At 71.0% G+C, this 22918-nt stretch carries 18 protein-coding genes and 1 pseudogene; 10 read left to right on the top strand and 9 right to left on the bottom strand.

The features are described from left to right. Positions 1 to 6: 6 nt before the first annotated feature. Positions 7 to 3192 (top strand): amino acid adenylation domain-containing protein, encoded by a 3186-nt coding sequence (locus RPQ07_RS35415; protein WP_313948360.1) that lies wholly within the window; start codon positions 7 to 9, stop codon positions 3190 to 3192. 143 nt (positions 3193 to 3335) lie between these two features. Here the strand turns inward: RPQ07_RS35415 and RPQ07_RS35420 are convergent, their stop codons facing one another. Then, positions 3336 to 3635 (bottom strand): chorismate mutase, encoded by a 300-nt coding sequence (locus tag RPQ07_RS35420; RefSeq protein WP_313948361.1) that lies wholly within the window; start codon positions 3633 to 3635, stop codon positions 3336 to 3338. 523 nt (positions 3636 to 4158) lie between these two features. Between RPQ07_RS35420 and RPQ07_RS35425 the strand changes: the two genes are divergently transcribed. Then, complete coding sequence (locus RPQ07_RS35425) at positions 4159 to 4863, top strand: LmbU family transcriptional regulator (RefSeq protein WP_313948362.1); 705 nt, start codon at positions 4159 to 4161, stop codon at positions 4861 to 4863. A 93-nt stretch (positions 4864 to 4956) separates the two neighbouring features. Here the strand turns inward: RPQ07_RS35425 and RPQ07_RS35430 are convergent, their stop codons facing one another. After that, positions 4957 to 5625: an FMN-binding negative transcriptional regulator gene (locus tag RPQ07_RS35430; RefSeq protein WP_313948363.1), complete on the bottom strand. Its 669-nt coding sequence runs from the start codon at positions 5623 to 5625 to the stop codon at positions 4957 to 4959. Positions 5626 to 6001: 376 nt separating this feature from the next. Here RPQ07_RS35430 and RPQ07_RS35435 point away from each other — a divergent pair, with 376 nt between their 5' ends. After that, positions 6002 to 7339, top strand: a complete 1338-nt coding sequence (locus RPQ07_RS35435; protein ID WP_313948364.1) for a lysine N(6)-hydroxylase/L-ornithine N(5)-oxygenase family protein — start codon at positions 6002 to 6004, stop codon at positions 7337 to 7339. A gap of 90 nt (positions 7340 to 7429) precedes the next feature. On the opposite strand, the gene RPQ07_RS35440 is transcribed toward RPQ07_RS35435, so the two are convergent. After that, complete coding sequence (locus RPQ07_RS35440; protein ID WP_313948365.1) at positions 7430 to 7642, bottom strand: MbtH family protein; 213 nt, start codon at positions 7640 to 7642, stop codon at positions 7430 to 7432. A 561-nt stretch (positions 7643 to 8203) separates the two neighbouring features. Between RPQ07_RS35440 and argJ the strand changes: the two genes are divergently transcribed. The 6 genes from argJ (at position 8204) to RPQ07_RS35470 (ending at position 17300) form a co-directional block, all read left to right on the top strand. Further along, complete coding sequence (argJ, locus tag RPQ07_RS35445; RefSeq protein ID WP_313948366.1) at positions 8204 to 9355, top strand: bifunctional glutamate N-acetyltransferase/amino-acid acetyltransferase ArgJ; 1152 nt, start codon at positions 8204 to 8206, stop codon at positions 9353 to 9355. Next, a complete protein-coding gene (gene argB, locus RPQ07_RS35450; protein WP_313948367.1) occupies positions 9352 to 10254 on the top strand; it encodes an acetylglutamate kinase in 903 nt (300 codons plus the stop codon). The genes argJ and argB overlap by 4 nt, the downstream gene beginning before the upstream one ends. Beyond that, on the top strand, positions 10251 to 11495 hold the full coding sequence (locus RPQ07_RS35455; protein WP_313948368.1) for an acetylornithine transaminase: 1245 nt from the start codon (positions 10251 to 10253) through the stop codon (positions 11493 to 11495). Before argB ends, RPQ07_RS35455 begins: the two co-directional genes overlap by 4 nt. Before the next feature lie 74 nt (positions 11496 to 11569). Further along, a complete protein-coding gene (gene argC / locus RPQ07_RS35460) occupies positions 11570 to 12598 on the top strand; it encodes an N-acetyl-gamma-glutamyl-phosphate reductase (RefSeq protein ID WP_313948369.1) in 1029 nt (342 codons plus the stop codon). Positions 12599 to 13131: 533 nt separating this feature from the next. Then, complete coding sequence (locus RPQ07_RS35465) at positions 13132 to 14682, top strand: MFS transporter (RefSeq protein ID WP_313948370.1); 1551 nt, start codon at positions 13132 to 13134, stop codon at positions 14680 to 14682. 377 nt (positions 14683 to 15059) lie between these two features. Further along, positions 15060 to 17300 carry an MMPL family transporter gene (locus tag RPQ07_RS35470; RefSeq protein ID WP_313948371.1) on the top strand — a complete coding sequence of 747 codons (2241 nt, stop codon included), beginning with the start codon at positions 15060 to 15062 and terminating at the stop codon, positions 17298 to 17300. Positions 17301 to 17431: 131 nt separating this feature from the next. Here the strand turns inward: RPQ07_RS35470 and RPQ07_RS35475 are convergent, their stop codons facing one another. The 3 genes from RPQ07_RS35475 to RPQ07_RS35485 form a co-directional block, all read right to left on the bottom strand. Then, complete coding sequence (locus tag RPQ07_RS35475) at positions 17432 to 17719, bottom strand: ferredoxin (RefSeq protein WP_313949128.1); 288 nt, start codon at positions 17717 to 17719, stop codon at positions 17432 to 17434. A 5-nt stretch (positions 17720 to 17724) separates the two neighbouring features. Continuing rightward, the gene (locus RPQ07_RS35480; protein ID WP_313948372.1) at positions 17725 to 18960 is read right to left on the bottom strand and encodes a cytochrome P450; all 1236 of its coding nucleotides are present in this window, start codon (positions 18958 to 18960) and stop codon (positions 17725 to 17727) included. Positions 18961 to 19160: 200 nt separating this feature from the next. Next, entirely contained in the window at positions 19161 to 19688 is a 528-nt protein-coding gene (locus tag RPQ07_RS35485; RefSeq protein WP_313948373.1) for a hypothetical protein, read from the bottom strand. Between the two features lie 320 nt (positions 19689 to 20008). Here RPQ07_RS35485 and RPQ07_RS35490 point away from each other — a divergent pair. Then, positions 20009 to 20277: pseudogene (locus tag RPQ07_RS35490) on the top strand (N-acetyltransferase family protein); the annotation flags it as partial. Between the two features lie 211 nt (positions 20278 to 20488). On the opposite strand, the gene RPQ07_RS35495 reads toward RPQ07_RS35490, so the two are convergent. The 3 genes from RPQ07_RS35495 to RPQ07_RS35505 all read right to left on the bottom strand — a co-directional run bounded on the left by RPQ07_RS35495 (position 20489) and on the right by RPQ07_RS35505 (position 22888). Further along, entirely contained in the window at positions 20489 to 21085 is a 597-nt protein-coding gene (locus tag RPQ07_RS35495) for an STAS domain-containing protein (protein WP_313948374.1), read from the bottom strand. 70 nt (positions 21086 to 21155) lie between these two features. Then, the gene (locus RPQ07_RS35500) at positions 21156 to 21629 is read right to left on the bottom strand and encodes a DUF4279 domain-containing protein (protein WP_313948375.1); all 474 of its coding nucleotides are present in this window, start codon (positions 21627 to 21629) and stop codon (positions 21156 to 21158) included. A 341-nt stretch (positions 21630 to 21970) separates the two neighbouring features. Beyond that, positions 21971 to 22888, bottom strand: coding sequence for a DUF6891 domain-containing protein (locus RPQ07_RS35505; protein ID WP_313948376.1), 918 nt, complete (start codon positions 22886 to 22888; stop codon positions 21971 to 21973). Positions 22889 to 22918 lie beyond the last annotated feature (30 nt).

Raw genomic sequence — 22918 nt, forward strand, 5'->3', positions numbered from 1 at the left:
GACGAGATGACCGACCTGACGACGGGCTCCGCCACCCTGCTCGACGACCAGCCGCACCCCCGCCCCGTCCCGCCCGAGGCCGCGCCGGCCGTGCTGCCGATGTCGCTGGGCCAGGAGGAGCTGTACCGGCGGCCACCGCAGGCGGCCGAGCCGCCCGTGGTCCTCGGCTGGCGTCTGCACGGCGAGGTCCACCGCCCCGCGCTCGCCCAGGCGGTGCGGCAGCTGGTGGACCGGCACGAACCGCTGCGCACCACGTACCACATGGTGGACGGCGCACCCGGCATGCGGGTGTGGCCCGCCGGCCTCTTCGGGCCCGTCGAGCCGGAGTTCGCCGATCTCACCGGCTCCGACGCGACGGGGCTGGAGGAGCGGGTACGGCAGCTGGCCACGGCACCGTTCGACCTCGCGGCCGGCCCGGTGCTGCGGGTCCTGCACGCTCATGTCGCCGCCGGCGAGCATGTCCTCGTGCTGTGCCTGCACCCCCTGGCCGTGGACCGCGCGTCGAAGGACCTCCTCGGCGCCGACCTGGCCGAGCTGTACACGGCGGCGCTGACCGGCCGGCCCGCCCGGCCCGCACCCACCGGCCACTACCGCGAGCACGCGGCCTGGCAGCGCAAACGCTTCACCGACGCCAAGATCGCCGCCCGGCTCGACTGCTGGCGTGAGAGGCTCGCCGACCTGCCCACACTGCGCCTGCCCACCGACCGGCCGCGGCCGGCCGCACGCACCACGCCCGGCGCCCGGCACGACTTCCGTGTGCCCGCCTCTGTCGCCCACGCCTTGGGCGGACTTGCCCGCGAGCAGGGCGGCACCCTGTTCGACGGCCTCCTCGCCGCCTGCCAGGTCCTCTTCTCCCGCTACAGCCAGCAGCAGGACCTGGCGGTCGGCACCCTGGCCCCCGGCCGTCGCCACCCTCATCAGCACGACGTGGTCGGCCACTTCGCCAACCCCCTGGTCCTGCGGCAGACGGTGCACCCGGACACCCCCTTCGCCGACCTGGTCGCCGACAGCGTCCGCACCGTCCAGGACGCCCTCTCGCACCAGGACGTGCCCTACGGCCGACTCGTCTCCGAACTCGCCGAAGGCTCCGGGACGGCGGGTCGTCCGCTGGTGCAGGCCATGGTGCTGCTGCGCGAGACGCCCCCCGCGTACACCCTGCCCGGCGCGCGCGTCAGCGAGTTCCACCTTTCCTGGCCCGCCCCCGCCCACGACATCACCGTCGAGTTCACCACCACCTCCGCCGGCGACCTGACGGGTGTCCTGGAGTACGACACCGCCCTGTTCGACGCCGCCACCGTCGAACGCTGGGCCGGGCACCTGGGGGTGCTGCTCGGCGCCGCGGTCGCCGACCCCGCACGGCCCGTCGGCGACCTGCCCCTGCTGGACGCCGACGAGCACCGCCTGGTGAACACCGACTGGGCGGTCAACGAGCGGGACTTCCCCGCCCACCGCGGCGTGCACGACCTCGTCGGTGACCAGGTACGCGCCCGGCCCGACGCGGTCGCCGTCGTCCACGGCACCGTCACCACCACCTACGCCGAACTCGACGAACGGGCCAACCGGCTGGCTCACCTGTTGCTCGACAGCGGGGTGCGGCCGGGGTCCTTCGTCGCCGTGTGCCTGCCACGCGGCCCCGAACTGTTCGCCGCCCTCCTCGGCGTCCTGCGTGCCGGCTGCGCCTACCTGCCACTCGATCCGGACTACCCCGGCGACCGGCTGAGCTTCATGCTCGACGACGCCCGGGCGGCGGTGTGCCTGACCGAGCGGCACCTGACCGGCAAGCTCCCCGACACCGCCGTCACTACCATCTGCCTGGACGAACAGCGCGAGGCACTGGCCGCGCAGCCCGTGCACGCGCCGCACGTCAGCGTCTCGCCGCGGGATGCCGCCTACGTCATCTACACCTCCGGATCCACCGGCACCCCCAAGGGCACGGTGGTCGAACACCGCTCGATCACCCGCCTGGTGTGCAACGCCGACTACGTCGCGCTGCGCGAGGACGACGTCGTCGCTCAGGGCGCGGACGCCACCTTCGACGCGGCGACCTTCGAGATCTGGGCACCGCTGGTCACCGGCGCCCGTCTGGTCGTCATCGACAAGCACACCCTGCTCGACCCGGCCGCTCTGATGCTCGCCCTGACCCGCCACGAGATCACCACCTTGTTCCTGACGACCGCCGTCTTCAACCAGGTCGTCGCCGCCGATCCGAGCGCCTTCGCCACCCTGCGGCACGTCCTGTTCGGCGGTGAGGCCGTCAACTCCGCCCGGGTCGCGCAGGTCCTGGCGGCCCGCCCGCCGCAGCGCCTGCTGCACGTCTACGGCCCCACCGAGACCACCACGTTCGCCACCTGGCACGAGGTCCGCGAGGCCGACGGCACCACCCCCGTGCCGATCGGCGGCCCTCTCGCCAACACGGCCGTCCACGTCCTGGACGAACGGCTGAACCCGGTGCCCATCGGTGTCGTCGGCGAGCTGTACATCGCCGGCCCCGGCGTCGCCCGCGGCTATCTGGGCCGTCCCGAGCTGACCGCCGAACGCTTCCTGGACAACCCGTTCGCCGCCGTCCCGGGCGACCGCATGTACCGCTCAGGGGACCTGGTGCGCTGGACGGCGCAGGGCACCATCGAATACGTCGGCCGGGTGGACCACCAGGTCAAGGTCCGCGGCTACCGCATCGAACCCAGCGAGATCGAACTGGTCCTGGTCCAGCACCCGGACATCGAGGCCGCGTTCGTCATCGCCCTCCAGGACGGCGACCACAAGCGCCTCGTCGGCTATGTACGGCCCGCCGCGGGCCGCCGGGTGGAGACCACCGAGCTGCGCGAGTTCGTCGCCGGCCGGCTGCCGGAGTTCATGGTGCCGTCCGCTGTTGTCGCCCTCGACGCCTTCCCCCTCACCCCCAACGGCAAGATCGACCGCAAGGCGCTGCCGGCCCCCGTGCACACCGCGGACCCCGACAGCGGCCCCGCACCGCGCACCGACACTGAACGGGTCCTCGCCGCCATCTGGGCCGACGTCCTGGGCGTCGAGCAGGTCGGCATCGCCGAGAACTTCTATGAACTGGGCGGTGACTCGATCCTGGGCATCACGGTGGTCGCGCAGGCACGCAAGGCCGGACTGACGATCTCCGCCAAGGACGTCTTCCGGCGTCAGACGATCGCCGAACTCGCCGCCGCCGTCACCGGGTCCTAGCCCTCACACCCACAGAAGAGCCCTGCGGCCCGCCGGACCTCCCGGCGGGCCGCAGGGCACTGCCACGTCCCCACAGCGCAGGGCGACGTGTCAGGGCCCGGCCGCAGTTGCGGCCGGGCCCTGACACGTCGCCCTGCGGCGGATCAGATACGGCCCCGCCCCAGCTCCAGCAGCGTCAACGCCAGCGTGGTGCCGGGCTTGCCCAGGGCCTCGTTGTAGCGGGACAGGATCTGCGTCTCGCGCGAGAGGTTCACCCGGCGGCCGCCCGACGCGATCCGCGCGTCCTGGATCATGGCCGAGTAGGCGATCCGCTCACGGATCAGACCGATGATGCGGTTGTCGAGCGCGTCGATCCGCTCGCGGGCACCGCCGATGAGCGATGCCGCCTGCTCGGTGCGGGCGCCGGTCCTCTCGGTGGACGCCTGCGCATGGGTGATGGTCATCTTCGGGCCTCTTCTCGATGGCGGGGTTCTCGATGGCGGGGGAGCGGCACCTTGCACCGCCGCCCCCGCAAGGGCCGGCCGGCACGGTGCCCGACGGTCTGCCGCACGCACCCGGCGGATGCCCGCGGCGCCGGCGAGTGCGGCGAACCGTCACCGACGAGGAAACCCCTCCACCCGCAACACGTGCGCAACACGGCGCCCCCACCGCCGTGTTGCGCCCCCCTTGCGCGGCTCGGTGTTCGATTCCTTACGTCAGTGAGGGATGTCCCCGCGCGAGCAACGCGCCCGGCCGGGGGCGGCCCTTCCAGCCGGCCGGTGGCCGCCAGCACGTGGGAGGTTTTGTGGTCGAGGCGAACGGGGGGAGTGGTCGACGGGTGTGGACAGGACAGCCAGGCACCGCACGACGCGACGGTGACCGGCACCGAGCCGCATCCGACCACCGCTGCCGCACCCCTGAACAACACCGCCCGTCCGGGAACGGACGGCGACGCCCGCACGCGTTCACGCTCCACCAGGAGGCACGATGACCACCCCCAGCACCCCGGGCCTCGACGGCGCGAACGTCGCCCCGTTCCGCCGCCGCCCCCAGGCACTGTCCTCGCAGCGCCGCAGCGGCGAGGAGCCGCGCCGCGTTCAGGTCCTCACCACCAAGGTGGCTCTGCAGATACCGGGCGCCATGACCTACGAGGACTGGGAGCAGGCGGGCCGCCAGCTCTCCGGCATCGTCGACTCCTCCTCCTGGTGGCTCGGTGACTGGCTGGTCTACGGCAAGGACCACTACACCGACCGCTACCAGCGCGGCATCCGCGCCGCCGGGCTGCAGTACCAGACCCTGCGCAATTACGCCTGGGTGGCCCGCCGGTTCCCCACCGGCCGGCGCCGGGCCGCCCTGACGTTCCAGCACCACGCCGAGATCGCGTCCCTGCCCGTCGACGAGCAGGAGACATGGCTCGACCGCGCCGAGCAGAACACCTGGACCACCAAACAGCTCCGCACCGCGCTGCGCATCGCCCGCGGTGGCGACCAGCCCCGGAGTGTGCCGCTCGAGACGACCCGGCGTCTCGCTCTGCCCGGCAGCCGCATGCAGTGGTGGCACAAGGCGGCCGAACAGTCCGGACTGGGCCTGGAACAGTGGGTCCTGCAAACCCTCGACAGTGCCGCCGGGCGCGCCCTGGAAGAACCCGAGGACCGGGGCCGGCTGGCCCGGGAAGCCGGCCTCAGCGCCTGACCCCTCCTCACCCGGCCGCAGGGCCCGCCCCCGTCCCCGGGTGCGGGCCCTGCCGCTATCTCCGCCCCCCGCCGCCACGGCGGCGGGACCGGCTCAGGTCCGTGCACACGGCAGCTCGCTCATCAGCTTCGCCGTCGCCTGGTGCCGGCCGCACTCCCGGTCCGCGAATGAGCGCTGCACCCGCTCCCGCACCTCACCCGCCTGCTCCTGGCTGAGCTTGAACATGCCGTCCGCGCGCACCACCCGGACCCGGAACGCGCCTACCGCGGGCGCCAGTTTGTGGAAGTAGCCGATCGACTCCGACATGTCCCAGCCGTTGCCGAAGTCGCCCTCGAAGGCCCGCACGGTGGACTGCACCACCTCGAGCGTCTCCTCCCGTGACTCCAGCTTCTCCATCACACCGTGCACATGCACCGAGGTGAAGTTCCACGTCGGTGCGGCCGGCGTCGTCCCGTACACGGTCGGCGAGACATAGGCGTGCGGACCGGTGAACACCAGCAGCACCGGACTTCCCGTGCCCAGTGCCGCCCAGTGCGGATTCGCCCGGTTCATATGGCCCAGCAGCGTCGTACCCGACAGGTCCTCCGGCCATTCCCCACCGGTCTCCGGATTCGGAATGACCGGCAGATGCGTTGCGAACGGCGCACCGGGTGAATCCCCGTCGGCCACACCGTTGCTCGTCATCAATGCCATCGGATTGTTGCGGATCACGTCGGTCATCCACGACCGGTGCGGTTCTCGGTATTGGCGGGGAACGAACATCTGACATCCACCCTTTCGGTGATTCGTCGCGGATTCATCGCGAGGAGGGGTCAAGTCACCGACGCTACCGGTGCATTGAGCGGAACTGTCAATTGAATCAGCGGCCGGGACACCGATGTACTGTCGACAGGACAGAAGAATCTGGCGCGACGGCCGGAACTCTTGCACACCAAGTCCGGCCGCTCTACGTTGGATTCACGGTGTTCTCCTGCCCCACCACGAACTCCCGGATCCACCGGTTGAGATTCCGAGACCACCGACCGTGAACTCGACGACAGTCGACGCCTTTCCTGATCAGGGGCCTTGTGGGTACAACAATCAACCCGCCGCAGAACGGCGGGGCCCAGTCACAGCTACACAAGCGGGAGAATTCTCTATGAGTACTCGTGCACACGAGGTATACGACGTGGTCGGCATCGGTTTCGGCCCGTCGAATCTGTCGCTCGCCATCTCCCTGGACGAACACCGGGAGAATGTGCCGGCGCACCCGGCCACCGCCGTCTTCTTCGAGCGGCAGCCCGCGTTCGGCTGGCACCGCAACATGCTGCTGCCGTCGGCGACCATGCAGATCTCGTTCCTGAAGGACCTGGCCACCTTCCGCAATCCGGTGTCCCGTTTCGGCTACGTGTCGTATCTGCACGAGTCGGGCCGGCTGGCCCGGTTCGTCAACAACATGGACTTCTTCCCGACCCGGCTGGAGTTCCACCAGTACCTGGAGTGGGCGGCGGCCAACTTCACCGACCGAGTCCACTACGGCCACGACGTCACCTCGGTGCGGCTCGCGCCGGACGGAGCCGACGGCCGGCCCGGCCACCTCGTGGTCGAGGCCCGCGACACCACCACCGGCGCCAGGCGCCAGGTCCTCACCCGCAACGTCGCCATTTCCACCGGACTCGTCCCGCGCATGCCCGAAGGCATGGAACGCGACGAACGCGTCTGGCACAGCTCGGAGTTCCTGGAGAAGTACCGCCGCATGAATCCCCGCGACCTCACCAGCGTCGCGGTCGTCGGCGCCGGACAGAGCGCGGCCGAGATCACCCGCTTCCTCTACGACAGCCTCCCGCACGCCCAGGTGTCGGCGATCTTCCCGTCGTACGGATACTCCATCGCCGACGACACCCCGTTCGCGAACCAGATATTCGACCCGGCCGCCGTCGACGACTACTACTACGGCACCGACCAGGCACGGGAGTCGTTCTGGCGCTACCACAAGAACACCAACTACTCCGTGGTCGACGCCGACGTCATCCGCGACCTGTACCGGCGCTCCTACGCCGAGGACGTCGACGGCACGAAGCGTCTGCACTTCCTCAACATGACCCGGGTCAGGGAGGTCAAGCGGGCCGGCGACGAGACACGCGTCCTGCTGGACACCCTGCTCGACGGCCACACCCAGGAACTCGACGTCGACGCGATCGTCTTCGCCACCGGCTACGACTCCATGGAGCCCAGCCGCCTCCTGGGCGACCTCGACCGCTACTGCCTACGGGATGCGGCCGGCCGCCACCGCGTCGAACGCGACAACCGCCTTCTCGCCCCTGAACTGCCCTTCGGCATCTACATCCAGGGCGGCACCGAGCACACCCACGGACTGTCCTCCGCGCTGCTGTCGAACATCGCCGTGCGCAGCGGCGAGATCGCCGACTCCGTCCTCGCCACGCGCCCCGCCCCGGAGCCCGTGCCCCGCCCCGAGCACGCCGCGGTCGCAGGATGAGGGGCCGCAGACACACGAACGGCCCGCCAGCAGCGCTGACGAGCCGTTCGCCGGTCCTGTGGCCGAAGCCGGGCCGCCGCGGGCAGCCCCTTACCCGGCCATCGCCTCCCGCAGGCTCCTGGGCCGCAGATCGGTCCAGTTCTGCTCGATGAACTCCAGGCACTGCGCGTGACCGTCCTCACCGAACACCACCCGCCAGCCGGCGGGAACCTCGATGAACGACGGCCACAGGGAATGCTGTTCCTCCTCGTTCACGAGAACAAAGAACCGGCCGTCCGCGTCGTCGAACAGATTGCTGCTCATCGTCCACTCCAATTCAAGCCGTTCACGAGCGGCTTCCCGGTGGGAGCCGCCCCATGATCCGAGCACGCTGCGGGATGGACAGTCTCACCAGCCCGCATTCCAAGGGTATTTCGGCCTGTCGGAGCCTTGGTTGAGATACCGTGGACTCCTCCAGGGCCGGTCGGTCCGTCCATCCTCGTCACCGGTCCGCCGGAGGTCGAAGGGCATCCGTTCCCCGGACCGGACCCGCCCGCTGTCCTGCGGACAGGACGGCCGGCACCGAAGGACCAGAATGGCACGACGTGTGCCTCCGGCCGCTTGACGGACGGTCGAGTTCCGGCTGAGAGCGGCCGAAAGGCGGCCCGCCGGCAGCCGATGAGAGAAATTCGGAAAGCTCATCCAGGCGGCAGAAAGATGAGCCCGCCGTTGTACGGCGGACCGCGCCGAGAGGACCCCCCGGCTCCCCCTTTCGGGGAACAGCCGCCGCGTATCCGACGCGGTCGGCAATCCCTTCTCTTTCCGGGGGAGCCGCTCTCGCCCCCCTCATGTCACCAACATCTTTTCCACCATAGGAGATTCGCCATGAGCGTCACGGCAGCGCAGGGCTTCTCGGCCGCAGGCGTCGCAGCCGGAATCAAACACAGCGGCAATCCGGACCTGGCCCTGGTGGTCAACAACGGTCCGCGCACGGCCGCCGCGGGCGTCTTCACGTCCAACCGGGTGCAGGCCGCGCCCGTGCAGTGGAGCAAACAGGTTCTCAGCCGCGGGGCGGTGAGCGCCGTCGTCCTCAACTCCGGTGGTGCCAACGCCTGCACCGGCCCCGAAGGCCTCGACGACACCCACGCCACCGCCGCGCACACCGCCCGCGTCCTCGGTCACCGCGCCGACGAGATCGCGGTCGCCTCCACCGGTCTCATCGGTGTGAGACTGCCGATGGACAAGCTGCTGCCCGGCGTCGAGACGGCCGCCGCCGCGCTCGCCGCCGACGGCGGCGAACAGGCCGCCGTCGCCATCAAGACGACCGACACCGTGCACAAGACGGCCGTGTACGAGGGGGAGGGCTGGAGCGTCGGCGGGATGGCGAAGGGTGCGGGCATGCTCGCGCCGGGGCTCGCCACGATGCTCGTGGTGCTCACCACCGACGCCGACCTCGACAGCCCCGCCCTGGATGCGGCGCTGCGGGAGGCGACCCGGCTCACCTTCGACCGGATCGACTCCGACGGCTGTATGTCCACGAACGACACCGTGCTGCTGCTGGCCTCCGGCGCCTCCACCGTCGTGCCCGCGGCCGGCGTGTTCGCCGACGCGGTCCGCACGGTCTGCGACGACCTCGCCCGTCAGCTCATCGGTGACGCCGAGGGCGCCTCCAAGGACATCCGTATCGAGGTCGTCGGTGCCGCCACCGAGGACGACGCCGTCGAGGTGGCACGCACCATCGCCCGCAACAACCTGCTCAAGTGCGCACTGCACGGCGAGGACCCCAACTGGGGCCGTGTGCTCGCGGCGATCGGTACCACCCGCGCCGCGTTCGAGCCGGACCGCCTGAACGTCGCCTTCAACGGCGTGTGGCTGTGCAAGGACGGCGCCATCGGCGCCGACCGCGCGGCGGTCGACCTGCGCGGCCGGGAGGTCCGCATCACCGCCGACCTCGCCACCGGTCCCGCCTCGGCGGTCGTCTGGGCGAACGACCTGACCGCCGAGTACGTCCACGAGAACAGCGCGTACTCGTCATGAAGACTTTCCAGCACCCCGCCCTCGCCAAGGCCGAGTCCGTCCTGGAGATGCTGCCCTGGCTCATCCGCCACCGCGGCCAGATCGCCGTCATCAAGTTCGGCGGCAACGCCATGGTCGACGACGAGCTCAAGGCCGCCTTCGCCCACGACATCGTCTTCCTCCACCACGCCGGCCTCAAGCCCGTCGTCGTCCACGGCGGCGGCCCGCAGATCAGCGCCGAACTCGACCGGCGCGGCCTGGTCAGCGAATTCCGGGCCGGCCTGCGGGTGACCACCCCCGAGGCGATGGACGTCGTGCGCATGGTCCTCGCCGGCCAGGTCCAGCGCGAACTCGTCGGCCTGCTCAACCAGCACGGTCCGCTCGCCGTCGGCCTCACCGGCGAGGACGCCCACACCATCACCGCCTCCCGGCACTGGCCCGAGATCGACGGCGAGCTGGTCGACATCGGCCGCGTCGGCGAGATCACCGGCGTCGACACCGGCGCCATCGAGGCGCTCCTCGCCGACGGCCGTATCCCGGTCATTTCCTCGATCGCCCACTCCCAGGACGACGGACATGTCTACAACGTCAATGCTGATACGGCGGCTGCGGCACTCGCTGCGGCGCTGGGTGCCCAGACCCTGATGGTCCTCACCGACGTCGAAGGGCTCTATGCCGACTGGCCCAACAGCCGTGAGGTCATCGGCCAACTCACCGCCGGCCAGCTGGAGAAGATGCTGCCCGGCCTGGCCGGCGGCATGGTGCCCAAAATGGCCGGCTGCCTGCACGCGGTCCGCAACGGCGTCGATGACGCCCGCGTCATCGACGGCCGCATCCAGCACGCGGTGCTGCTGGAGATGTTCACCGACGAGGGATTCGGCACGGTCGTCGTGCCGGACGAGGAAGAGGGAACCCCATGAGCGAGCCCGGCAGTACGGAGCTCATCCAGCGCTGGCAGACATCGCTGATGGGCAACTACGGAACCCCGCGCCTGGCGCTCGTCCGGGGCGAGGGCACCGCCGTGTGGGACGCGGACGGGAAGAAGTACCTCGACTTCGTCGGCGGCATCGCCGTCAACGCGCTCGGACACGCGCACCCGGCCGTCGTCGGCGCCGTCCGCGACCAGATCGGCCGCCTCGGCCACGTCTCCAACCTGTTCATCGCCCGTGAGCCCGTCCTGCTCGCGGAACGGCTCCTCGCCCTGACCGGTCGGGAGGGCAGGGTCTTCTTCTGCAACTCCGGCACCGAGGCCAACGAAGCCGCCATCAAGGTCGGGCGCCTGACGGGCCGTCCGCACACGGTCGCCGCCGCCGGCGGCTTCCACGGCCGTACCCTGGGCGCCCTGTCGGTGACCGGCCAGCCTGCCAAGCGGACCCCCTTCGGTCCCTATCCGGCCGACGTCACCTTCGTCCCCTACGGCGACACCGACGCGCTGCGACGGGCCGTCACCAAGGACACCGCCCTGCTGGTCATCGAACCGATCCAGGGCGAGAACGGCGTGGTCGTCCCACCGCCCGGCTACCTCGCCGCCGCCCGGGACATCACCCGGGCCACCGGCACGCTCCTCGTTCTCGACGAGGTCCAGACCGGCATCGGCCGCACCGGCCACTGGTTCGAACACCAGGCCCATGAGGGTGTCGAACCGGACATCGTCACCCTCGCCAAGGGCCTCGGCGGCGGACTGCCCATCGGCGCCACCCTCGCCTTCGGGCCCGCCGCCGACCTGCTGGGGCCCGGTTCGCACGGCACCACCTTCGGCGGCAATCCGGTCGCCTGCGCCGCCGCCCTCGCGGTCCTGGACACCATCGCCGACGACAACCTCCTGCCGCACGTCACACGACAGGGCGAGACACTGCGCCGCGGCATCCAAGCCCTCGCGCACCCCTTGGTCGCCGGCGTCCGCGGAGCGGGACTGCTGCGCGCGATCGTGCTCACCGAGCCGCTCGCCGTGGCGGTGCAGCAGGCGGCCGAGGCCGCGGGCCTGCTGGTGAACGCCGTCGCCCCACAGGTGATCCGCCTCGCCCCGCCGCTGACCGTCACCGACCAGGAGATCGCCGCGTTCCTGCACATCCTGCCCCGGGCCCTGGACCAGGTCCACGCCCGGTGGCAGGAGACGACCGGGGCAGCGGCGCCGGGCGCCGGGCAGCTCGCTCACCGGTGAGAGCCGTGCACAGCACCACGCAAGGTGGCCGTCCCGGACGGGCACAACACCAGTCACGCAACGGGGGAGACGTCATGACCGTACGAGCAGCAGTGGCCGGAGCAAGCGGATACGCCGGGGGAGAGGTGCTGCGTCTGCTCCTGGCACATCCCGAGGTCGAGATCGGTGCCCTGACCGGCAACGCCAACGCCGGCCAGGACCTGGGTGCGCTGCAGCCGCACCTGTCGCCGCTGGCCGGCCGTGTCCTGCAGGAGACCACTCCAGAGGTTCTGGCGGGACACGACGTGGTGTTCCTGGCCCTGCCGCACGGCCAGTCCGCCGCCATCGCCCGGCAGTTGGACCCCGGCGTCCTGGTCGTCGACATGGGCGCCGACTTCCGGCTGGACAGCGCCGCCGACTGGGAGGCGTTCTACGGCACACCGCACGCCGGGACCTGGCCCTACGGCTTGCCCGAACTCCCCGGCGCCCGCGCCCGACTGGCCGGCACCCGGCGCGTCGCGGCCCCCGGCTGCTATCCGACCGCCGTCTCGCTCGCCCTGTTCCCGGCCTACGTCGGCCGGCTCGCCGAGGCCGATGCGGTGGTCGTCGCCGCGTCCGGGACCTCCGGGGCGGGCAAGGCCGCCAAGGCGCATCTGCTGGGTTCCGAGGTGATGGGCTCGATGAGCCCGTACGGCGTCGGTGGCGGCCACCGGCACACCCCGGAGATGTCCCAGAACCTCAGCGCCGCGGCGGGTGAGAAGGTCACCGTCTCCTTCACCCCCACCCTGGCGCCGATGCCCCGCGGCATCCTGGCCACCTGCTCGGTGCGGGCGAAGGCGGGCGTGACGCAGGAGACCGTACGGGCTGCCTACGAAAAGGCGTACGCGGACGAGCCGTTCGTGCATCTGCTGCCCGAGGGGCAGTGGCCGGCGACCGCGGCCGTGTACGGCTCCAACTCCGTGCAGGTGCAGGTCGCCTACGACGAGAACGCGCGGCGGATCACCACGGTCAGCGCCATCGACAATCTCACCAAGGGCACCGCCGGCGGTGCGGTGCAGTCGATGAACATCGCCCTCGGGCTGCCCGAGGAGACCGGCCTGCCCCTCACCGGCGTGGCGCCCTGACCGAAGTGGCGTCCTGACCTCCGCCCCCTGCGGGCGCCTCTCCACAGCTTCCGAGCCTCCACGGTGCCCCGGCCCGGGGCGGCTCGGCCCGGACGCCGCCGCGTGCGTCCCTCCACAACGCGCCGTCATCCGCGGCGCAGTACCAAGGTGCCCGGCCACAAGCCGGGGCGCCGCAGGACGGCACCCCACCCACGGTGTGCCGCACGTGTGGCAGGCCGGCATCCGGATCGCACCACCGGCCGGGTCGTCCGCCACCGCCGCAGTAGCCGTCGCCGGGCCCGGCCCGCAGGACCGGGCCCGGCGACGGCTGCATGCCGTTCCGGCTCGCTCGGGTCACCCCGCACTCAGGGCTCCAGCCCCACAACAGCCCTCCACTGTGCGGTAGTTCGCACAGTGTTCGGAGTGCCACGGCGGATGGCCGAAAGGGGACTGGCGGCTAGCTAAAAAACCGCGACGCTGGTTTTATATGTCTCAAGTTCCCCACTGCGCGCGGCTCTTCGGCCGCACGGCCACACTGTTCGAGAGGTTTCCTGATGGAACGTCATCCGCGACGCTGGCTCATCCTGATCGTGCTCTGCCTCAGCACGCTGGTGCTGGTCATCGACAACATGGTGCTCACGGTGGCGGTTCCGCCCCTGGCGGAGGACCTGTCGGCGAGTGCCCAGGACATTCAGTGGATCATCGAGTCCTACATGCTCGTCTTCGCCGGCCTGCTGCTGTCCGCCGGCAGCCTGTCCGACCGATACGGCCGCCGGAAGATCATGATCATCGGTCTGGCGGCCTTCGGCGCCGCATCGGTGCTGGCCACCTGGGCCGACAGTCCCGAACAGCTCATCCTCGCCCGGGTGTTGATGGGTGTGGGCGGTGCGCTGGTGATGCCGAGCACCCTGTCCATCCTCATCACCGTCTTCGACGACGAGGAGCGGCCGAAGGCGATCGCCGCCTGGAGCGCGGTGGCCATGGTCGGCCTGGTCGGCGGCCCGGTCCTCGGCGGTGTGCTGATCGCCCACTTCTGGTGGGGTGCCGTCTTCCTGATCAACATCCCGATCGCGGTACTCGCCATCATCGCCGCCCTGATCCTGATGGAGGAGTCCAAGGGGCCCTGGCGCAAGGCCGACCCGGTCGGCATGGTGCTCTCCATGGTCGGCATGGCCGCGCTGGTCTGGACGATCAACGAACTGCCCAAGGACGGCCTCGGCCACACCAGTACGCAGGCCTCGCTCGCGCTGGCCGTCCTGGGCCTCGGGGCGTTCGCGATCTGGGAGAGCCGCGTCGACTCGCCGATGGTGCCGCTGAGCCTGTTCCGCAACCGGATCTTCACCGGCGCCAGCTTCTCCCTGGTCCTGCTGACCTTCGCCAACGGCGGACTGATGCTGGTGCTCACTCAGTATCTGCAGTACGTCCTCGAATACACGCCCACCGAGACCGGCCTGGCCTTCACCCCGCTGGCGGTGGCGACCCTGGCCTTCAACGGCGTCGGAGCCGGTCTGATCCCCAAGACCGGCAACCGCCCCGTCGCGGTGGCCGGACTGCTCCTGATCGCGGCCGGGTTCGGCGTGCTGTCCACGCTCGCGGTCGGTGACGGCTGGGGGCCGCTGATCACCGCCATGGTGCTGATGGGCGCGGGCAGCGGCCTGGCGATGCCCGCCGTCATCGCCGCCCTGATGGGCGCGGTGCCGGAGGAGCACGCAGGCGTCGGATCCGCCCTCAACGACACCATCCAGCAGGCCGGTGCCGCGCTCGGTGTGGCGGTGCTGGGTGCCGTCCTGTCGGGCACCTACACCGCCGCGATGCCGGGCTCGGCGCCCGGGCCCGCCAAGGACTCGATCGTCGACGCGCTCGCCATCGCCGCCCGCGACGGCAACGCCACCCTGCTCGACCAGACCCGCGATGCCTTCTCCGATGCCATGTCCGCCAGCTTCCTGTCCGGCGCGGCCGGCGTCGTCGGCGCCGCCGTACTCGCCCTGTTCCTCATCAGGGGAGGCAAGGCGGCCGCCGCGGACACCGGGACCACCGCGCAGCCGGCCGGTACGGGAGAGGAGAGCACGCAGAAGGAGGCAGCGGACAGCACGGCCGGCCGCTGACCGCGGCCGCTCGCACCTGTCCCGACGGGCGTGACGCACCGTCATCGAGCCTGTCTCCCAGCCCGGTTCCGCCTCCCGCGGAGCCGGGCCGGCGGCCGGCCGGCGCCCTCCGGGAACGGATCCCGGAGGCGCGCTCGAGACTCGCTGGAGGCCGCCTGGAGCCAGGCTCTCGGCGCTTGAAGTGCCCGGCACTCCCGCCCTACCCTGACTGAAACCGCTTACGCGGTTTGTTCGTGCGTGTGCCCCTGCCCGCGTTTCCGTCCCGCTCGCGTCCCGTCTTCGTTCGTGTGCCGCGTGACGTGTGTCCGTGGAGTCGTGTGCCGCGCCGCGTTCCGTCTCCGTGCGTCCCCGCCGATCCCCATGGGAGTCCTTTCGCCGTGGCTACCTTCCTGTACAAACTGGGCCGCTTCGCCTTCCGGCGGCGCGGCCTGACCGCGCTGCTGTGGGTGCTGGTCTTCGGCGGGGCGGGCTTCGCGGCCTCCACCGCGCCACCGCCTCCCGCCGACACGTTCTCGATGCCGGGCACCGAGTCCCAGAAGGCCTTCGACCTGTTGGAGGACTCCTTCCCGGCCGCTTCCGCCGACGGCGCATCCGCCCGGGTCGTCGTCCGCGCACCGGACGGCGGGAAGATCTCCGCCCCCGAGCACAAGGCCCGCGTCACCGCACTTGTCGCCGACCTGTCCAAGAGCCCGCAAGTGGCCCGGGTGAGCGACCCGTTCACGGCGAACGCCGTCAGCAAGGACGGCACCACCGCCTACACCGTCGTCACCTACAAGGTCGCGGCCCCGGAACTGACCGACGCGGCGCACGACGCGCTCACCCGGGCGACCGGCACGGCCCGCACCGCCGGCCTGAGTGTCGAAGCAGGCGGTGACGCGGTCGTCGTGGACGCCACGATGAGCGGCACCGGGGAGAAGATCGGCATCGCCGTCTCCGCCGTCGTCCTGCTCATCACCTTCGGCTCCATGATCGCCGCCGGCATGCCGCTGCTCACCGCCCTGATCGGCGTCGGCGTCGGCATCTCCGGCATCACCGCCCTCGGCACCACCCTGGGCCTGTCCAGCACGACCTCCACCCTGGCGCTGATGCTGGGACTCGCGGTCGGCATCGACTACGCACTGTTCATCGTCTCCCGCTACCGCGCCGAGATCGCCGAGGGGCACGAGCGCCAGGAGGCCGCGGGCCGCGCCACCGGCACCGCCGGCTCGGCCGTCGTCTTCGCCGGGCTCACGGTCATCGTCGCGCTCGCCGGCCTGACCGTCGTTAACATCCCGATGCTCACCAAGATGGGACTGGCCGCGGCCGGCACGGTCGCCGTCGCCGTCCTCATCGCCGTCACCCTCGTACCCGCCCTGCTCGGCTTCGCCCCGGTCAAGGTGCTGCGACGCCGTGACCGCCGACAGCACTACGGTAAGCCGCTCTCGGCCCGCAAGCAGCGCAAGGCCGCCAAGAGGGCCGCGAAGGCCAGGCCCAACCTCGGTGCCCGCTGGGCGGGTTACGTGCTGCGCCACCCGGTGGCGGTGCTGCTCGTCGGGGTGGTGGGACTCGGCGCCGCCGCGGTGCCGGCCGCGAGCCTGGAGCTCGGACTGCCCGGCGAGGGCACGATGGCTCCCGACACCACGCAGCGCAAGGCCTACGACATCCTCTCGGAGTCCTTCGGCGCCGGCTTCAACGGCCCGCTCACGCTCACCGTCACCGCGAAGGACGCCGCCCCCGCGGCCGAGGACGTGAGCAAGAAGCTCTCCGGTGAGGAGGGGGTTGCCTCGATCTCCCCGGCCACGGTCAACGAGGCGGGCGACACCGCCATCCTCAACGTCATTCCCGACACCGGGCCGGGCGACGGCCGCACCGAGGACCTGGTCCGCTCGATCCGCGACGCCGCGGGCGGCCTGGAGACCGAAACCGGTGCTGAGATCCTGGTGACCGGCCAGACCGCGATGTTCATCGACTTCTCCCAGACCCTCGACGACGCCCTGCTGCCCTACCTCGCCCTGGTGGTGGGCCTGGCGTTCCTGCTGCTGATGGTGGTCTTTCGCTCCGTCCTCGTACCGCTGAAGGCGGCGCTCGGCTTCCTGCTGTCGGTGAGCGCCGCACTGGGCGCTGTCGTCGCCGTCTTCCAGTGGGGCTGGCTCGCCGACGTCTTCGGTGTCGACCAGCCCGGCCCGGTGATGAGCACGATGCCGATCTTCATGATCGGTGTGGTGTTCGGCCTGGCGATGGACTACGAGGTCTTCCTGGTGACCCGGATGCGCGAGGCGTACGTCCACGGGGCGAGTCCCGACGAGGCGGTCGTGACCGGATTCCGGTACGGCGGGCGCGTGGTGTCCGCCGCCGCGATCATCATGGCGAGCGTCTTCTCCGGCTTCATCATGGAGGAGAACGACCTGATCAAGATGATCGGCTTCGGTCTGGCGATCGCCGTCCTCTTCGACGCTTTCATCGTGCGGATGGCGATCGTGCCCGCCCTGTTCGCTCTGCTCGGCAAGGCCGCCTGGTGGCTTCCCCGTTGGCTGGACTGGCTGCTGCCGAACGTGGACGTCGAGGGGGCGAAGCTGAGTCGCACCCCGCGGGTCCGGCGCGTGGCCTTCCCGCGCCGTGAACGCGAACTCGTCGACTAGACCCCTGCACCCCCCACTGTCTGCGGCCCGGCGGCCGGTGAGCCGCCGGGCCGCAGACATGCCCGGACACCCTTTCATGTCGAACAGCGTGCGCTATTGCGCACATCGTACGAGGGTGCGTACGCTGTTCGTCAGGCCGGTGCGCTGCCGTCCCCCGTCGGCGCACCGGCCCGCTCGTGCTCCCGTGCCGCAGCGCCTGCTCGATCCATATCGCCCGCATCGCTGTCGTCGAGGAGGGTGAGGGCGCCGGCAGGGCAGACATCGGCTGCCAGGCGCGCCGCGGGCCGCTGCCCGGCCGGAACGCCGGCGGTCAGCAGGACGACCCGGCCGTCCCCGGGGTCCTGGTCGAATACTTCCGGTGCACTCAGTACGCACATTCCGGCGCTCTGGCAGCGTTCGCGGTCGATGCCGATCCGCATCGCGCTCACTGCCCGTCCCAGGCGACGGGCAGCCGGTGCACCCCATGGATGTTCATGCCGGTGCGCAGCGGCACGTCCTGCGGCGGGACGGCGAGCCGCAGTGAGGGGAAGCGAGTGAACAGGGCCGGCAGGGCCACCCGCAGCTCCACGCGGGCCAGTTGCTGGCCCAGACACTGATGGATGCCGTGCCCGAAGGCGAGATGGCCGGTGGCTTTGCGGCGCAGGTCGAGGGTGTCGGGGTCGGCGAACTTCGCCGGGTCACGGTTGGCGGCCTGCACCGAGACGGTGACCGAGTCACCGGCCTTGATCAGCCGGCCCTCCAGCTCGACGTCCTCCAGCGCCGCCCGCACGCCGGTGTGGGCGATGCTCAGATAGCGCAGCAGTTCCTCGACCGCCGTATCGGCCAGGGCGGGGTCGGCGCGCAGCGCGTCGGCCTGCGCGGGGTGGCTCAGCAACGCGAAGGTGCCGAGCCCGATCATGTTCGCGGTGGTGTCCAGGCCGGCGGCGAGCAGGAAGCCGCCGATGCCGGCGAGTTCGGCGTCACTGAGGTCGCTGGTCGTCAGATCCCCGAGCAGGTCGTCAGTGGGGCGGGCCCGCTTGGCCGCCACCAGCTCGCGCATCGTGTCCTGCAGCGCGGTGCAGGCGGCGAACTGCTCCTCCTCGGTCACCTCCAGGCCGCTCACCGCGGCGGCCAGGGCCTGGAACGCCGCACGGTCCGCGTCCGGCACGCCGAGCAGTTCACAGATCATCAGGGCCGGGACGGGATGTGCGTAGGCACGCACCAGGTCCACCGGCCCGCCGTGGCGTTCCATCGCATCCAGGTGGTCGGTGGTGATCTCCTCGACGCGTGCGGTGAGTTCGCGCATCCGCCGGACGGTGAACCGGCCGGCGAGCAGCCGGCGGTAGCGGGTGTGCTCGGGCGGGTCGATCCCGGTCAGGTCTCCGACCGGGGCGGGCGGCAGCTCGCTGACGCCCGCCCCGGGGAAGGGGTAGTGCATCAGTTCGTAACGGGAGCTGAAGCGGGGGTCGGCGGCTAACGCGCGGACCGCTGAGTGGCCGGTGGCCAGCCAGCCGATGTGTCCGTCGGGGTAGCGCATCGGGCGCAGCGGGTCCTGTTCGCGAAGCCGCGCCAGTTCGCCGGGTGGGTCGAAGGGGCAGCCCGCCGGGCGGTCCAGGGGCAGTTGGACCGGCTCGGCGGCCGGTGCCGCCTCCGTTTCCCGGGAGTTCGGCAGGTGTCGCATGGTGTCCTCCGGTGCAGCGTGAGGTGACGGTGCACCGTGCGGTGCACCGCGGTCGGAACAGTGCGGTCGGGCCGGGCCGGTGAGAGGCATGGCTGTCCCGTCCCCTGGCGGGGGCGGGTGTTGTCGCAGGTGGGGTGGGTGGCGACAGGAAGGGGCCGAGGCGGCGCCGGCCTCGGCGGCCCGCCTGATCGACAGCGGCCCTAGTGGACCCGGCTCGTGCAGTCCTGCCGCCCCAGGTGCCGGTCGGGTCCGGCGGGCCGACCGGACTCCTGGCCCTCCAGAGCGAGGGCGACGGCCCGCACCAGCCACGCGTTGACGGAGAGGCCTTCCTGCCCCGCCGCGTCCTCTGTCCGGTTCTTCAACTGGGCGGGCAGACGGAAGTTGATCCGCGCCGTCCCCCCGTCCTCCGCGTCCGCGGGGGCGAGCGGCAGCCCGGTGCGCGCTCCGGGCTCGTGCTGATGCGGGTCCCGGCGTATCTCGTGAGCGGGTGGCGCGGTCACCACGAACTCGGGATCGAGCCCCCGCAGCCGTACGTCGACCGAGCCCGGCGCCAGGTCACGGGTGACCTCGGCCATGGCGGCGGACAGCGCGTTCAGAAAGGTGAGTCGGGTGGCCGACTCCAGCGGGGCGGTGAGTCGCTCGACCACGTCCCCGACGTCGTCGCCGCCGGCCTCGACAGCGACCGCGAGCTCGTGGCGGAGGTGGTCGACATAGGGCGTGAGGTCCATAGCGCCATAGTGACATCATTGTGGCGTCACAACAAGCGCATCGTGGTGCCGTTGTGGCATCGACTTGCCTTTTGGCTGAATCCGGTACGGCGCAGGGTTGGGGGAGAGGGGGCACTCACGGCGCCGCCTACGTTTTCCACGGCATCGTCACCGTCGCCTCCAGCCGACCCCGGCTCCGCCCATGATCCGCCCGGTGCAGCCGATCAGGACGTCACCGAGGTAGGCGACCTCCATATGGTTGCGGTCAGCACGGGCCCGGACGTCGTCGAGCGCCGGCACGTAGCCGGGGACGATCAGGTTGTGGGCGTACTGCCCATCGCGTGCGCCCGCCCACTGAGGACAACGGCGCCACCTCGAGGGTCATCGCCCGTGTGCTGCCGGAGCACCGCCGCCGAGGACTCGGCACACGACTCTACGAGCGCGCCTGGGAGCAGGCCCGCGCGCTGGACGCTCAGGTGATCGAGACGGTAGTGCCGGCGTCCAATCAGGATGGCTGCGCTTCGCCGAGCAGCACGGCTTCGTCGAGATCGAACGCTGTCTGCTGCGCGAGGGCGACACCGTGCACTGGATCGACCTACGTCTGACCTGATCCGCCGGACAGCCCCGCGGGCTCTCTCCCGCAATCCCCGGCGGGCGCACAACGACAGCTACGGCACTCCCCCAAGCTCTTCGAGCAGGGGGGACCCCCACGCTGCGTTGTCGGATCGCCCGAGTACGTCCAGTACGAGGGCGACCCTTCGCCTTGCGATGCACCGCATCTGACGCCGCGCGCTGATCCACCGGGGATTACGGGCAGGCCCTCAGGCGGCGGTGCCTTGGGGGAAGTTGTGGGCTGCGCCGCCGATGGTCAGGCTTGTGCCGGGTGTGGCGGGCAGTGGGGTGCCGGTGATGTGGAGGAGTCGGGCGAGGTGGTCGGGGATGTTGCGGACGGTGAGGTGGGTGCCGCGGCGGGCGGCGGAGTTTTTCGCGGCGACGAGTGCGCCGATGCCGGAGCAGTCGCAGAATGCGAGGTCTCCGAGGTCGATGACCACCTGCCGGTACGCGGTGACTGCTGCGGCGAGTGCCGCGCGGATGTCACCGACGGTGGAGATGTCCAGCTCTCCGGCCAGTTTCATTACGGCGTGTCCCGGGCCAGGCCCGGCAGTCGTCGTGATGTCCATGTGACTGCCTCCCGCATGTGCGCCGTGGTGTGGCGCGTGACAGCCGTCGCCCCAGGCCGTGGCCCTTGTCGGACGACCGCTCGACATTCCGACGTGGCATCCATACAAACCGGGCCAGAAGTGATTTGTCCAGTAGTGAAGGACCAGTGACCGCCCCACGCCGGACATTGGCATCCGGTGCCGGTCAGCCCCCCTTCCCGGCACCGGATGCCAGGCCCTGTGGGGTGCGGGTGACATGTGCGCCGGCCGCCGTGGCGAGACGGGCGAACACCACGAGGTCACGCAGGCCCCGCCGGGTGTGCCGAGGTCAGTCGCCGTGGGGGTCGCCGGTCATGTCGTACTCGTCGATGTCCACCTCCGCGCCGGTGGTGGTCAGGAACTCCAGTACGTCGCTGTCCAGGTGCCATCCGAACAGGTTCGGGCCCTCCGGCTCTTCGGGCAGGTCCGCTCCGGGCTCGTGGTTGTCGCTGTGGAAGCGGCGCACGACCTGCAGGACAGCGGAACCCGGACCCTCCTGCCGGTCCAACTGCCCCGCGAGCGCGGCGAGTCGGCCGGTGTGAGGCCGCAATCGGTCCAGGACGCAGGCGACCTGCTCGTCGACCCTCAGGCCTGTCCGACGGCACACGATCTTCCAGCGATGGTGGGCCGGCAGGGGCGGCACGGTCGAGCGGCTTGCACGCACGGCCGTCTCATCGGGTTCGATTCCCAGCGCCGCCGTCATCTCCTGCGCGGTGGTGCGCGTGCTGGTGATGACGAAGCAGACGTACTGATGCACAGGCATCCGGGGATCGTATCCGCGCATTCTCCACCGCATCCGCCCGCCCCCGAGGCCGCCGGGACCAGGGCGCGGAGCCGGCGGCCGTTGAGTCGGAGCATCGAGCCGTGGCCGCCATTCACGAGTCAGCGGCCTGGCGTCCGTGGCCCGGTGGAAACCGCCGTGCAGAAGGCTGTTGGTCGCTGAGGACCTGCTCGTGAAGGAGGTCGTGGAGGGCGGATCGATGCTCTTCGAGGAAGGCTCGGACTGATCGCGGAGCGCCGCACCGAGGACGGCGGGCGCCGCCGACGGGTGGGTCACCATGAGCGTAACGACAGGCGGTCGAAGCGTTGTTGCTCAGCCTCTCCTCAGCCGACCAGGCGGCGGCGCCACTCCAGGGGCGTGACGGTGATGGCCCGGCCGGGGTCACGGTCCCACTCGGCTTGGAGACCGGCCGCTTCCAGGGCGGCCACGACCTCGTGGCCGATGGTGGCGGTGGTTTCGGCCGAGCCGTCGAAGCCTCCGTAGAGGAGCGTCAGTCCGTGGCCGGCAGCCGCGGAGTCGGTGCACTGGGCGTGGAAATAGACGAACCCGCGGGCGTCGGGTCCGCCTTCGTCGCCGATCTCGGACTGGCCGCAACTGCGGCAGCAGGTGAAGTTCTCGCGGGCGGTGATACCGGCTTCCTGTAGGGCCGTGAACGCGCGGGTGAGCCGTTCCGGGTCCGTCTCGCCCTGCCATTCGGCCTGCTCCGCGACGCGCTCCAGCCACATCCGGTCAGCCAGCGCCTCCGCCTGCTGGCGCGACACCGGGCGCCGGTCAGCGGTGACGAGGTACTCCTCGGCGAGCTCCGCCAGTTCGGCACGGTCGGCGTAACCGCCGACCAGCACCTCGTGGATGCGCTTCTCCAACTCCGCGCGCTCGCGCTGGTTCAGGTCGAGGGGTGGCGCCTCACGGGTGGGGCCCATGTCCAGCAGCGACCAGGCCAGATCCGTGCCCCAACCGGACTCCCGCCGGGCCCAGCCGGTCATCGCCGCGATCACGGCCTCGGAGTCGTCGACCATCACCTGGAATTGCCGGTCCGCGGCACCGTCGCGGTGCTCCAGCGTGTAGTCCCCGCCCGTCTCGTGCCAGACCTGGGCGAAGACGTCGGGCAGGTCGGGTACTCGATGCACCACCAGAAACCGGTCGCCGTCACCGCCGATGCGCCGGACCAGACCGGCCAACTCCTCGGCCGACACACGAACGCGCCGATCCCCGTCCTCCGACTTCACCACGACCTCGAGCATGCGCAGACTCTGGCACACCCCTGTGACAGC

The organism is Streptomyces sp. AM8-1-1, from assembly GCF_032229325.1.
Taxonomy (GTDB): domain Bacteria; phylum Actinomycetota; class Actinomycetes; order Streptomycetales; family Streptomycetaceae; genus Streptomyces; species Streptomyces achmelvichensis.

Excerpts from the sequence above, each read along its gene's own strand:
- RPQ07_RS35465 (WP_313948370.1), top strand. The coding sequence starts at position 13,132 with ATGGAACGTCATCCGCGACGCTGGCTCATCCTGATCGTGCTCTGCCTC.
- argB (WP_313948367.1), top strand. The coding sequence starts at position 9,352 with ATGAAGACTTTCCAGCACCCCGCCCTCGCCAAGGCCGAGTCCGTCCTG.
- RPQ07_RS35485 (WP_313948373.1), bottom strand. The coding sequence starts at position 19,688 with ATGGACCTCACGCCCTATGTCGACCACCTCCGCCACGAGCTCGCGGTC.
- RPQ07_RS35505 (WP_313948376.1), bottom strand. The coding sequence starts at position 22,888 with ATGCTCGAGGTCGTGGTGAAGTCGGAGGACGGGGATCGGCGCGTTCGT.
- argJ (WP_313948366.1), top strand. The coding sequence starts at position 8,204 with ATGAGCGTCACGGCAGCGCAGGGCTTCTCGGCCGCAGGCGTCGCAGCC.
- RPQ07_RS35495 (WP_313948374.1), bottom strand. The coding sequence starts at position 21,085 with ATGTCACCCGCACCCCACAGGGCCTGGCATCCGGTGCCGGGAAGGGGG.
- RPQ07_RS35480 (WP_313948372.1), bottom strand. The coding sequence starts at position 18,960 with ATGCGACACCTGCCGAACTCCCGGGAAACGGAGGCGGCACCGGCCGCC.
- RPQ07_RS35440 (WP_313948365.1), bottom strand. The coding sequence starts at position 7,642 with ATGAGCAGCAATCTGTTCGACGACGCGGACGGCCGGTTCTTTGTTCTC.
- RPQ07_RS35475 (WP_313949128.1), bottom strand. The coding sequence starts at position 17,719 with ATGCGGATCGGCATCGACCGCGAACGCTGCCAGAGCGCCGGAATGTGC.
- RPQ07_RS35420 (WP_313948361.1), bottom strand. The coding sequence starts at position 3,635 with ATGACCATCACCCATGCGCAGGCGTCCACCGAGAGGACCGGCGCCCGC.
- RPQ07_RS35430 (WP_313948363.1), bottom strand. The coding sequence starts at position 5,625 with ATGTTCGTTCCCCGCCAATACCGAGAACCGCACCGGTCGTGGATGACC.
- argC (WP_313948369.1), top strand. The coding sequence starts at position 11,570 with ATGACCGTACGAGCAGCAGTGGCCGGAGCAAGCGGATACGCCGGGGGA.
- RPQ07_RS35415 (WP_313948360.1), top strand. The coding sequence starts at position 7 with ATGACCGACCTGACGACGGGCTCCGCCACCCTGCTCGACGACCAGCCG.
- RPQ07_RS35455 (WP_313948368.1), top strand. The coding sequence starts at position 10,251 with ATGAGCGAGCCCGGCAGTACGGAGCTCATCCAGCGCTGGCAGACATCG.
- RPQ07_RS35435 (WP_313948364.1), top strand. The coding sequence starts at position 6,002 with ATGAGTACTCGTGCACACGAGGTATACGACGTGGTCGGCATCGGTTTC.
- RPQ07_RS35425 (WP_313948362.1), top strand. The coding sequence starts at position 4,159 with ATGACCACCCCCAGCACCCCGGGCCTCGACGGCGCGAACGTCGCCCCG.
- RPQ07_RS35500 (WP_313948375.1), bottom strand. The coding sequence starts at position 21,629 with ATGCCTGTGCATCAGTACGTCTGCTTCGTCATCACCAGCACGCGCACC.